Annotated in this window: 8 protein-coding genes; 7 read left to right on the top strand and 1 reads right to left on the bottom strand. The window is 64.9% G+C overall.

The genetic code is table 11. The features are described from left to right. Positions 1-427 precede the first annotated feature (427 nt). From L0U84_RS27790 to L0U84_RS27780, 3 genes are read left to right on the top strand one after another with little or no spacing between them, the layout of a single operon-like run. Positions 428-1,636: an efflux RND transporter periplasmic adaptor subunit gene (locus tag L0U84_RS27790; protein ID WP_233854762.1), complete on the top strand. Its 1,209-nt coding sequence runs from the start codon at positions 428-430 to the stop codon at positions 1,634-1,636. 11 nt (positions 1,637-1,647) lie between these two features. Next, positions 1,648-4,845 (top strand): multidrug efflux RND transporter permease subunit, encoded by a 3,198-nt coding sequence (locus tag L0U84_RS27785; RefSeq protein WP_233854760.1) that lies wholly within the window; start codon positions 1,648-1,650, stop codon positions 4,843-4,845. Next, positions 4,838-6,319 (top strand): efflux transporter outer membrane subunit, encoded by a 1,482-nt coding sequence (locus L0U84_RS27780; protein WP_233854758.1) that lies wholly within the window; start codon positions 4,838-4,840, stop codon positions 6,317-6,319. Before L0U84_RS27785 ends, L0U84_RS27780 begins: the two co-directional genes overlap by 8 nt. Before the next feature lie 66 nt (positions 6,320-6,385). Here L0U84_RS27780 and L0U84_RS27775 read toward each other — a convergent pair whose 3' ends face one another. Beyond that, complete coding sequence (locus tag L0U84_RS27775; RefSeq protein WP_233854756.1) at positions 6,386-7,804, bottom strand: trypsin-like peptidase domain-containing protein; 1,419 nt, start codon at positions 7,802-7,804, stop codon at positions 6,386-6,388. 328 nt (positions 7,805-8,132) lie between these two features. Between L0U84_RS27775 and L0U84_RS27770 the strand changes: the two genes are divergently transcribed. The 4 genes from L0U84_RS27770 (at position 8,133) to L0U84_RS27755 (ending at position 11,746) form a co-directional block, all read left to right on the top strand. Beyond that, positions 8,133-8,654, top strand: a complete 522-nt coding sequence (locus L0U84_RS27770) for a 2,4'-dihydroxyacetophenone dioxygenase family protein (RefSeq protein ID WP_233854754.1) — start codon at positions 8,133-8,135, stop codon at positions 8,652-8,654. A gap of 106 nt (positions 8,655-8,760) precedes the next feature. After that, complete coding sequence (locus tag L0U84_RS27765; protein WP_233854752.1) at positions 8,761-10,062, top strand: MFS transporter; 1,302 nt, start codon at positions 8,761-8,763, stop codon at positions 10,060-10,062. Between the two features lie 13 nt (positions 10,063-10,075). Further along, positions 10,076-10,804, top strand: coding sequence for an SDR family NAD(P)-dependent oxidoreductase (locus L0U84_RS27760; RefSeq protein WP_233854750.1), 729 nt, complete (start codon positions 10,076-10,078; stop codon positions 10,802-10,804). An 84-nt stretch (positions 10,805-10,888) separates the two neighbouring features. Then, entirely contained in the window at positions 10,889-11,746 is an 858-nt protein-coding gene (locus tag L0U84_RS27755) for an IclR family transcriptional regulator (RefSeq protein ID WP_233854748.1), read from the top strand. Positions 11,747-11,885 lie beyond the last annotated feature (139 nt).

Below are 11,885 nucleotides of genomic sequence, written 5' to 3'. Positions count from 1 at the left end.
TGCCCTTTGATGCCCGCTGAATTGATCGTGGCACTGTGCTGGCAAAATCCGGGGCTCTTTTTATGTTCCTCGTGTGCGTCTTTCACAAATAATTGTGAACTCGAACAGAATGAATCGATGTCGAGAAATGCACACGAGCAGAAGCGCATTTCTATTGAAATATAAATAGAACCTCCATCGTTCCCTGTCTTCGACCTGACAGGGTGCGGCTTCTGCCGGCAGATTCGTGGCTCATTGCGAGTCCATTCCACTCGCGACAACCAAGAATAAATTGACAAGTCACCCAGACCCGGTAGGATCAACGGAAATCTTTTCCGCGCATTAACGCGCCCCGCACACGTTCTGAATAGTTAATTCGACCGCAAACCGTTAAAACCGTCACCGATCTCACGCGCAAAAAAGACTGCCTTGATCAAAGGAGTTTCTCTTGCTTTGCTCCGCATTCCGCCTGCGTAGTCGTGCCGTATCGCTTCTGATCATCGGTTTGCCGATCCTGCTTGCCGCCTGCAACGACCGGCAGCAAACTCCCACCGCCGCGTCGATGCCGCCGGTTCCCGTGCTCGTCGAAACGGTTTCCACCACCGCTGTCGCCGATATCGTCGAGTTGCCGGGCCGCATCGAGGCCGTGCGCACCGCCGAGATTCGCGCGCGCGTCGATGGCATCGTCGAGCGCACGCTCTATCAGGAAGGCACGGACCTGCCGGCCAACGCCCCGCTCTTTCAGATCGACGCGAGCGACTATCGCGCGCAGTTGCAGCAGGCGCACGCCGCGCTCACGCGCGCGAGCGCCGTGCGCGACAACGCGGCGTCGGTGGTGGACCGGTTCAAGCCGCTCGTCGGCCGTCATGCGGTCAGCGCGCAGGAATACGACGCCGCGCTCGCGACGATGCAGCAGGCGCAGGCCAATGTCTCCGATGCGCAAGCTGCGGTTTCGCTTGCGCAACTGCGGCTCGATCGCTGCATCGTGCGCACGCCGATCGCCGGGCGCGCGGGCCGCGCGCTCGTCACCGAAGGCGCGCTCGTCAGCGCGGGCGCGGCCACGCTGCTCACGCAGGTCAATCAGCTGACGCCGATCAACGCGGTGTTCACGCAGTCGAATACCGCGATGCTCGACGTCGAGCAGCAAATCCAGTCGGGCGCGCGCAAGCCGACCAGCATGAAGCACGTCGAGGTGCAGCTGATCCTCTCGAACGGCCAGGTTTACAACGAGCGCGGCTTTCTGGACTTCGCCGATCTCGTCGTCGATCCGTCCACCGGCACGCAGACGGTGCGCGCGCAGTTCGCGAATCCGGACCGCACGCTATTGCCGGGACAGTTCGTACGGGGGCGCATCATGGCGGCCGGCAATCTGCAAGGGATCCGGATTCCCGAGCGCGCGGTGCAGCTCGATAACGGCATCGCGAGCGTCGCGCTGGTCGCCGACGACGGCACCGTGATCCGCCGCAACATCGATCTCGGCGAACAGGGCGAAGGACGCTGGACCGTGCGCGACGGCCTGAAGCCGGGCGAGCGCCTGATCGTCGATGGCTGGCAGAAAGTGCAGCCGGGTCAGCGTGTCGACGCGCGGCCCGCGCCGGATGCGTCGCCAACCGCGCAGTCGGCCGCGTCCCCCGCTCCCGCTTCGTCCGCGCACTGACGGGCTCGCCGATGAATCGATTCTTCGTCGCCCGGCCGGTTTTCGCGTGGGTCATCGCCCTTTTCATCGTGCTGTTCGGCGCGATCGCGCTCGCGCTGTTGCCGGTCGAGCAGTACCCCGACGTCGCCCCGCCGTCGCTCAGCATCACCGCCGCCTTTAGCGGCGCAGACGCGAGCACGCTCGAGCGTACCGTCACGTCGATCGTCGAAGACGAGATGAACGGCATCGAGAATTTCCTGTACATGTCGTCGGTGAGCCGCTCGAACGGCACGATGCAGATCACCGTGGTGCTGAAGCCCGGCACCAATCTCGACATCGCGCGCACCCAGGTGCAGGACCGTCTGAGCCGCGTCGAGCCGCGCCTGCCGCTCGAAGTCCGGCAGGTCGGCGTGCGCGTCACGAAGGCGTCGTCGGGCTTTCTGATGCTGCTTGCGCTGCAGGCGACCGACGGCACCACCAGCGCCGTCGCGATGGGCAACTTCGCGTCGAACAACATCGTCAACGAGCTGCGCCGGATCGACGGCGTCGGCGACGTACAACTGTTCGGCTCGTCGTACGCGATGCGGATCTGGCTCGATCCGCGCAAGCTCGTGGGCTTCGGGCTGTCGGCGAGCGAGGTGCTGCAGGCGATCCAGGAGCAGAACAGCCAGACCGCGGGCGGCGGCCTCGGCGATCAGCCGATCGCCCCGGGCTCCGAATTCACCGCGCAGATCGTCACGCAAAGCCGCTTCACGACGCCCGAGCAGTTCCGCGAAATCATCGTGCGCGCGAATCCGGATGGCTCGACCGTGCGCGTGGGCGACGTCGCGCGCGTCGAACTCGGCAACGACAGCTATGGCAACCGCCTGAGCGTCAACGGCAAGGCGTCGGCCGGTATCGCGATCCAGCTCGCGAGCGGCGCGAACGCGCTCGCGGTCGCCAACGCGGTGCGCCAGCGCATGACCGAATTGCAACCGATCTTCCCGCGCGGCGTCACGTGGACCGTGCCGTTCGACACCACGCCGTTCATCACGACCTCGGTGCATGGCGTGATCCGCACGATGATCGAGGCGCTGCTGCTCGTGACCGTCGTGGTGTTCCTGTTCCTGCAGGACTGGCGCGCAACCGTGATTCCGACGATCGTCGTGCCGATCGCGCTGATCGGCACCTGCGCGGGGCTCTATCTGTTCGGGCTGTCGATCAACATTCTGTCCCTGTTCGGCATGGTGGTCGCGATCGGTATCCTCAACGACGACGCGATCGTCGTCGTCGAAAACGTCGCGCGCATCATGCGCGAGGAAGGGCTCGGCGCGCCGCGCGCAACGGTGAAAGCGATCGGCCAGATTTCGGGCGCGGCGATCGCGAGTACGCTGGTGCTCGTCGCGGTGTTCATTCCGATGGCGTTTTTTCCGGGCTCGACGGGCGGCATCTACCGGCAGTTCTCAGTCACGCTCGCGGTGTCGATCCTGCTGTCGACGCTGCTGGCGCTGACACTCGGCGCGGCGTTGTGCTCGGCGCTGTTGCGTAGCGAGAAGGCCGCCAGCGAGCGGCCGAAGAACCCGGCCTCACGCATGCTGCAGCGCGTGTTCGACGGCTTCAATCGCGGGCTCGACTCGGGCACCACGCGCTATATCGGCGGCGTCGATGCGATGTTGCGCTCGCCGTTGCGCTGGCTGCTGATGTTCGTCGCGGCCTGCGCGATCACCGCGTTTTTCTTCACGCGACTGCCGACCGGCTTTCTGCCGACTGAAGACCAGGGGCACATCTTCATCACCTACACCGGGGCGCCGGGTTCGACCGAACAGCGCACGCAGCGCGCAATCGACCAGGTCGAGGCGTTTTTGCGAACACAGCCGCAGGTGCGCAACGTCGCGTCGGTGACGGGCTTCAGCTTCTTCGGCCAGGGGCAATCGGCGGCACTGTCGTTCGTCGATCTGAAACCTTGGGACGAACGCTCGGGCGAGGCCAATTCGGCGAGCGCGCTGGTGCGTCGCGCGAATGCCGCGTTCCGGCAGATTCCCGAGGCGATCATTTTTGCGCTCGATCCGCCGCCGATTCCGTCGCTCGGCAACGCGACCGGCTTCACGATGAAGATTCAGGATCGCAGCGGCGTCGGCGGCGAGGCGCTGCAACAGGCCGCGCGGCGCATGATGATCGAGGCGGCGCAAAGCCCTCTTCTCGCGGGCGTGCGCGCCGAGGGCATGCCGGAGGCGCCGCAACTGTATGTCGAGATCGACCGCGTGAAAGCACGCGCGCTCGGCCTGCAGATCGGCCAGGTCAACCAGGCGCTGGCGCTGACGTTCGGCTCGAACTACGTGAACGATTTCGTGTTCGAGGGCAACGTGCTGCGCGTGCTGTTGCAGGCGGACGCCGAGCAACGCATGCGCGCGGAGGACGTGAGCGCGCTGCGCTTGCGCAACAACCGCGGCGAGATGGTGCCGTTCTCGGCGTTCTCGCACGTGCGCTGGATTTCCGGGCCGCAGCAACTCGAACGCTATAACGGCTTTCCGTCCGCGACGCTGTCGGGTCAGGCCGCGCCCGGCCGTTCGAGCGGCGCGGCGATCGCCGAGATGGAGCGCATCGCGTCGCACGTGTTGACCGGCAACCTGACCTACGAATGGACCGGCACCGCGTTCGAGGAAAAGCAGGCGAGCGGCCAGATCGGCATGCTGCTCGGCTTGTCGCTGGTGGTGGTGTTCCTGCTGCTCGCGGCGCTGTACGAGAGTTGGGCGATTCCGGTGGCGGTGCTGCTGATCATCCCGTTCGGCGTGATCGGCGCGGTGCTGCTGACGATGCTGCGTGGACTGTCCGCGGACGTGTACTTCAACATCGGCCTCGTCACGATCATCGGCCTTGCCGCGAAGAACGCGATTCTGATCGTCGAGTTCGCGATCAAGGAGGAATCCGAAGGAAAAGACGCGCTGGCCGCCGCGAAAAACGGCGCACAGCAACGCCTGCGCCCTATTCTGATGACGAGCGTCACGTTCGTGCTGGGCATGCTGCCGCTCGTGCTCGCGACCGGCGCGGGCGCGGCGAGCCGGCGTGCGGTCGGCACCGGCGTGATGGGCAGCATGCTGACCGCGACGATGTTCGGCATCTTCTTTACGCCGCTGTTTTATGTCGCCGCGCGTCGCTGGCTGAGCCGCAAGAAGCGCGACATCGATCTCGACGATGACGATGTGCCGACGGCCGCGCCGCGCGAATTGGGTGGAGGGCAGCGCGATGCATGAGAGCTTTCATAAGCGCCTGCTGCTGCCCCTTCTCTGCTGCTCGCTCGCGGCCTGCAACTTTGCGCCGAAGTATCAGCAGCCTTCACTGCCGATCGCCGATCACTTCGACATGACGGAGTCCGCCAATCCGGCCACCGCGCATGTGGCAAGCGAAGTCGACTGGCAGACCTTCTTCGCCGATCCGCAACTGAAGCTGCTGATCGAGGCGGCGCTCGAGCACAACCGCGATCTCGCCGCGTCGATCGCACGCATCGAACAGGCGCGCGCGTTCTATCGCATCCAGAATGCCGCGCGTCTGCCGCAGGTCAATGCGAACGGGAGCGCGACCCGCACCAAGGCGCCGCTCGGTTCGTTCGATCCCGAGTTCGACAACACCGACATCTCGGTCCAGTTCAACCAGTACAACGTGCAGGCCGCGGTGACGTCGTTCGAGCTCGATTTCTGGGGGCGTGTGCGCAACACCAGCGAAGCGGCGCGGCGCCGGTATCTGGCCACGGTCGACGCACAGCACGCGTTCCGTTTGTCGCTGATCGGCAATGTCGCGTCGAACTACTACGCGATCCGCTCCGGCGAGGAAGGCATCGAGCTTGCGCAACGGACGCTCGACAGCCGCCGCTACGCGCTCGACGTAGCGAAGATGCGACTCGATGCGGGCGTCACGTCGATGGTCGATTACGACCAGGCTGCCATTCTCGTCACGCAGGCGCAGACGCAACTGGCGGAGCTGCAACGGACCACCGCGCAGCAGCGCAATCTGCTCGACGTGCTGATCGGCGGGCCGCTCGGCGAGTCGTTACCGCATGCGCCGCCGATCGCCGACGCCGCGCAGTTCGGCGAGCTCGATGCGGGCTTGCCCTCCGCGTTGCTGATCGACCGGCCGGACATCCAGCAGGCCGAGCAGCAGCTTCGCGCGGCCAATGCCGACATCGGCGCGGCGCGCGCGGACTTTTTTCCGCGCATCGCGCTGACCGGCAGCTTCGGTTATGTGTCGCCGGAACTCGGTGATCTGTTCGTGCCGGCCAAGCAGGCGTGGTCGTTCGGCGCGCTGGTCGGCATGCCGATCTTCGATGCGGGCCAGCGCCAGGCTCAACTAGCGCAGGCGCGTGCGCGGCGCGACGAACTGGTCGCCGATTATCAGCGCACGGTGCAGAACGCGTTTCGTGAAGTGTCCGACGCGCTGGTCGCACGGCAACGCTACAAGGAGCAGATCGCGGCGCAGGAACAGGCGGTGCAGGCGCAGCGGCAACTCGCCGAAACGGCGCAACTGCGCTACGAAAATGGGATCTCGATCTATCTCGAGGTGGTGGATGCGCGACGCAATCAGTTTGCCGCCGAGCAGCAGCTGATTCAGCTTCGGGCGACGGCACTGCAGAATGGGGTATCGCTTTACGTCGCGCTGGGCGGCGGACCCGACGAGCCACAGAACGAATCGCAAAGCACGTCTCACGCGGAAGGGGCCCAACCGTCCAACTGAGGCACGAGCGCTGCATCAGCGCCGTGCCAGCCGCCGGCATTGCACCGGCGGGTTCAACTCAGCTCATCAGCCAAGCGTTACTTCGACCGACGCTTCTGCGCCGTCGCGCACTACGGTGACCGACACGCTGTCGTCCGCCTGAGCGATCATGCGGCGCAGTTGCTCGACGCCGTGAATCACCTTGCCATCGACGGCAACGATGATGTCGCCAGCCTGAATGCCGGCTTCTGCGGCCGGACCGGTGGCCTGCTGCACCACCACGCCGCCCGGCAGTTGCGCTTGCTGCTGCTCGTCCTGGCTCAGCGGACGCACGGCGACGCCGAGACGCGGACGGTATTGCTGCTGCGGCTGTTCCTGCTGCTCTTCACGCGGCGCGGCCGACGCCACGTCCGACGCTTGCTGCGCGCCCACCGTCACCGACAGCTTGCGTTCGCCGCCGTTGCGCCACACGCTGATCGTCGCTTCGCTGCCCGGCGACAGTTGCGCGACCTGACCGACCAATTCGGTGGCGTTGCCGATATGCTTGCCGTTCACGCCGACGATCACGTCGCCCTGTTTCAGACCTGCTGCGTGTGCGGGGCCATTCGGGTCGACCGAGCCGACCAGTGCGCCGCCTGTCGAGTCGAGGCCGAGCGCCTTCGCCTTGTCGGCGCTGAGCGGCTGTACGCCCACGCCGATGCGGCCGCGGGTAACGTGACCGGTGCTCACGAGCTGGTCTTTGACGTGCATGGCCGCGTCGATCGGAATCGCGAACGACAGGCCCTGGAAGCCGCCGGTACGCGAGTAGATCATCGAGTTGATGCCGATCACTTCGCCGTTCAGGTTGAACAGCGGACCGCCCGAGTTGCCCGGATTGACCGGGACGTCGGTCTGGATGAACGGGATCGGGCTATCGTCGGACATGGAACGCGATTTCGCGCTGATGATGCCCGAGGTCACCGTGCTGTCGAAGCCGTACGGCGAGCCGATCGCAACGACCCATTCGCCGACTTTGCTGCTGTCCGGGTTGCCGATCTTCACGGTCGGCAGATTGGTCGCGTCGATCTTGACGACGGCGACGTCGGTAGCCTTGTCCTTGCCGACCACGCGGGCATGGAATTCGCGGCCGTCGGTGAGCTTCACGCTCACGCTGGTCGCGCCGTCGACGACGTGATTGTTGGTCAGGATGTACCCGTCCTGGCTGATGATGAAGCCCGAACCGAGCGCTTCGCCGCCGCTCTTGCGTTGACCGTTTTCGTCGACCGACGCGGCTTCTTTCACGCCGATATGCACGACCGCCGCGCCATAGCGCGACACGATGCCGGAGAAGTCCGGTGCCGACGAGCGCGAGCCGACGATATCCGCCGCTGTGTGCAACGACGACGCCGAGCCCTGCGCGTCGTGCACCGACGCGTCGGCATTGCGATGGCTGAGCGCATACGCGCCGCCGATTGCGAGGACAACGCAGATCGCAGCGCTACCGCGCCAATAGTTTTTGGTGGTCATAGTCAGGGAATGTTGCGGAGGGTTACGTGGTGGATGCGTAATGTAGTGGCCTCCACTTAAAGCAGGCTTAAAGATGGTGTTCGATCAAAATGCGCGCGCAAGCCCTGTTTTAGGGGCTTTTTGCATGTCACGCGCTTTTTATGAGATAGCGGCACGTGCATCTTTCGCGCGATGTGAGAATGAGTGGCGACGTCGCTTGATGGTGCCCGACCAGTAATTTCCCCAGGATTGACCCCGCCGAAACCGGTTCCGATAATAGCCATATCGTGGACTTCATATCCACAATGTGGACATTGTTTCGTCCAGCACACTTCGCGAGGAATTTCCCATGCCAGAGGCCACTCAATCCGACCTGACGCCGTACCAGCTACCGTTCCCGAAGGAAGCGCAAAAGGAAATCGTCGTGCCCTTCGCGATTCCGACCGACGAACGCGTGTGGGTTCCGCAGGCCGAAAACGTGTCGTTCCGTCCGCTTTGCCTGAATGCGTCGCAGGGCTACTGGATGAATCTGCTGCGCGTGCGCCGCTCCGGCGTGTTGAGCCGGCATCGTCATCCGCAGGGCGTGCACGGCATGGTGCTCAAGGGCCACTGGCGATATCTGGAGCATGACTGGGTCGCGACCGAAGGCAGCTACGTGTACGAGCCGCCGGGTGAAACGCATACGCTGTACGTGCCCGAGGACGTCGAGGAAATGATCACGTACTTCCAGGTCAACGGCGTGATGTTCTATTGCGATCCTTACGGCAACTACACCGGCTACGAAGACGTGTTCACGAAGATCAACATGTGCCGCAAGCACTACGCGGCGGTCGGCCTCGGTGAAGACTACGTCGACCAGTTCATCCGCTAAAAAGCCGCGCAAGCCCCAAACAGCACCAAAAGCTACGAGACCGCAATACCGAAAGGCACAGCACCACCATTCCCACACAGCAGGACACATTGCGCAGGAGACAAACATGCTTCAGAAGTCGCAGCGTCTGAAACGTATCCAGGTGGTCGCCGTCACCTTCCTGACGGTGGCGGGCATCGTCAATTATCTCGACCGCAGCACGTTGTCGATCGCGAATCACCTGGTCAGTGACGAATTGCATCTGTCCGCTTCGCAGATGGGGCTGCTGCTGTCCGCGTTCTCGTTGTCGTACGCGTTCGCGCAGTTGCCGGTCGGCGCGCTGCTCGACCGTTTCGGTTCGCGCGTGATGCTCGGGCTCGGCATGCTCGTGTGGTCGATCGCTCAGGTCGCAGGCGGCTTCATCCAGACGCTCAATCACTTTCTGACCGCGCGCGTCGTGCTCGGCATCGCCGAGGCGCCGCTGTTTCCGGCCGGCGCAAAAGTCGTCAGCGAATGGTTCGCAGTTCGCGAGCGCGGCACGCCGATCGGCACTTTCATCTCGTCATCCACCATCGCGCCGATGATCGCACCGCCGCTGCTCACGGTGCTGATGCTTTCCTTCGGATGGCGAACGATGTTCGTGATCATGGGCGTCGTCGGCATCCTCGTCGCGCTCGGGTGGTACGTCGTCTATCGCAATCGCAGCGAAATCGCGCTGACCGAAGCAGAAACTGCGCATCTGAACGAAGGCACGACCACTCAGGAGAGCCCGCAGGGATTGAGCTGGTCCGAATGGGGCGCGCTCTTCAAGCTGCGTAACACGTGGGGCATGATCTTCGGCTTCATGGGCGTGATTTACATGGTGTGGCTCTATCTGACCTGGCTGCCCGGCTATCTGGAGCGCGAGCGCCATCTGAACATCGCGCACACCGGCTGGGTCGTCGCGATTCCGTATGTGTTCGGCACGATCGGCATGGCGAGCAGCGGCGTGATCGCCGACTATCTGTTGAAGCGCGGCATGGCGCCGATCCGCAGCCGCAAGTGGCCGCTGTGCGTCGGTCTCGTCGGTGCGGCCGCATTCACGGTGCCGGCCGCGTACACGCCGAGTACGACGATGGCGGTCGTCTACGTATCGCTCGCGATGCTGTTCGTGAACCTCTCCAGCGGCAGCGCCTGGGCGCTCGTCAGCGTCGCCGCGCCCCGCCATCTGGTGGCCTCGCTCGGCAGCATGCAGAACTTCGGCGGCTATCTGGGCGGCTCGTTCGCGCCGGTGATCACCGGCATCGTCGTCGATCAGACGCATTCGTTCGTCAACGCGCTGCTGATCAGCGCAGCGGTCGCGTTCGCGGCGGCGCTCGTGTATCTGTTCGTCGTCAAGGAAGTGGCGCCCGCACCGCTCCCGAGTTCGATCGAGACCCAACCCACCTGACGCGGCTTCTCACATGACATTCCAGAACCAGCTACTCGAAGGCAAGACCGCGCTCGTGACCGGCGGCTTGTCCGGCATCGGCGCGGCGATCGCCAACGCGCTCGCGCAACTGGGGGCGCATACGGTGGCGGCCGGTTTGCCGCTGCCCGACGGCGCGCCCGACATGCTCAATCGCGAGATCCCGCGCGTCACGCTCGATGTGCGCTCCGGCGACGCGGTAACCGACGCGGTGAACGCGTTCGAGCGTCTCGACATCGTGGTCAACTGCGCGGGCGTGATCAGCCGCGTCGAAGAACATCGGCTCGACGTGTTCGAACGCGTGATGGATATCAATCTGAACGGCACGATGCGCGTGTGCGCGGCCGCGCGTGAATTGTTGAAGGCGTCGGCGGGCTGCATCGTGAATACGGCGTCGATGCTGAGTTTTTTCGGCGGCGGCCTGGTGCCCGCGTATAGCGCAAGCAAGGGCGCGGTTGCGCAGCTCACGAAGTCGCTCGCGATCGCCTATGCGGCCGACGGCGTTCGCGTCAATGCGATCGCGCCGGGCTGGATCGCGACGCCGCTCACGCAGGCGTTGCAGGACGACGACGGCCGCTCGCAGGCGATCCTCGAACGTACCCCGCTGCGCCGGTGGGGCACGCCGGAAGAAGTCGCGCAGGTCGCGGTGTTTCTGTGCACGCCGGCCGCGTCGTTCATGACGGGCGCGATCGTGCCGGTCGACGGCGGGTATCTCGTCGCGTGATCGAGTCGTTGCGTGAAGCGCATCGCGCTCGTTTGACGCCATCGATATAGGCATAATTGCGTACCTCTGCCCTGCCTCCATGTGATGTCGAGTTCCGCTTCCAAACCCTCTTCTCGCGTTCGCACCGCCGGCCCCGCCGCCGCCGGCCGCGCCGAAAGCAAAGCCGACGCCAAGGCCGTCGCCGGTGCCGCCGCGTTCTCGAAGTTCATCGCGGTGCTGCAACTGATCGCCGATGCGCAAACGCCGCCCAACGTCGCCAAACTGAGCGCGGCGAGCGGCTATCCGCGCCCGACCGTGCATCGCATCGTCGCCGCGTTACAGGCGGAAGGGCTGATCATCGCGAGCGGCAGCGGCACCACCTTTGGCCTCGGACCGCGCCTGATCAATCTCGCGAGCCATAGCTGGGAGCGCTCGGACCTGCGGCTCGCTGCCGTCGATGCATTGATGAGCTTGCGCGATATCACATCGGAGACGATCCACCTGGCGGTGCCGAGCCAGGGCGAGATGGTCTACATCGAAAAGCTCGAAAGCCCGCACGCGGTGCGCATGGCCTCGCGCATCGGCACGCGGGTGTCGCTGACGTCGAGCTCGGTCGGTAAGGCGTATCTGGCGACACTGACCGTGGCCGAGCGCGAAGCGCTGCTGAAGCACGCGCCACTCGAACGCTTCACCGAGCACACGCTGACCGAGCTCGACGCCGTGCGCCGCGAGATCGATGCGACCGCGCAACGCGGCTACGCGGAAGATCGCGAGGAGAACGAAGTATCGATCTGCTGCTACGGCGCCGCGATTCGCGGCCCGGACGGCCGTGCGGCCGGCTGCGTGAGCATCAGCATGCCGACCTTCCGCCGTCGCGACGATGTGCAAGCCACTTACATCGAGCCGCTGCTGGCGGCATGCCGCACGATCGCGGCCCGGCTGGGGCCCGCGAGCGGCAGATAGCCGACGATAGTGCGGCCGCGCCCGTCGATAAACTGCTATTCTTGCTGTCGCGCGGCCGCTCTGGCCGCCCGCCGCGTGCAAGCGGCAGACCCCGACAAGCTCCCGGCGGCGCTCACGCGCGCGCCTTCGAAACGACAGG

The organism is Paraburkholderia sp. HD33-4 (genome assembly GCF_021390635.1).
GTDB lineage: Bacteria > Pseudomonadota > Gammaproteobacteria > Burkholderiales > Burkholderiaceae > Paraburkholderia.
This window is presented reverse-complemented; position numbering and strand designations above follow the sequence as displayed.

Excerpts from the sequence above, each read along its gene's own strand:
- L0U84_RS27770 (WP_233854754.1), top strand. The coding sequence starts at position 8,133 with ATGCCAGAGGCCACTCAATCCGACCTGACGCCGTACCAGCTACCGTTC.
- L0U84_RS27755 (WP_233854748.1), top strand. The coding sequence starts at position 10,889 with ATGTCGAGTTCCGCTTCCAAACCCTCTTCTCGCGTTCGCACCGCCGGC.
- L0U84_RS27765 (WP_233854752.1), top strand. The coding sequence starts at position 8,761 with ATGCTTCAGAAGTCGCAGCGTCTGAAACGTATCCAGGTGGTCGCCGTC.
- L0U84_RS27760 (WP_233854750.1), top strand. The coding sequence starts at position 10,076 with ATGACATTCCAGAACCAGCTACTCGAAGGCAAGACCGCGCTCGTGACC.
- L0U84_RS27785 (WP_233854760.1), top strand. The coding sequence starts at position 1,648 with ATGAATCGATTCTTCGTCGCCCGGCCGGTTTTCGCGTGGGTCATCGCC.
- L0U84_RS27780 (WP_233854758.1), top strand. The coding sequence starts at position 4,838 with ATGCATGAGAGCTTTCATAAGCGCCTGCTGCTGCCCCTTCTCTGCTGC.
- L0U84_RS27775 (WP_233854756.1), bottom strand. The coding sequence starts at position 7,804 with ATGACCACCAAAAACTATTGGCGCGGTAGCGCTGCGATCTGCGTTGTC.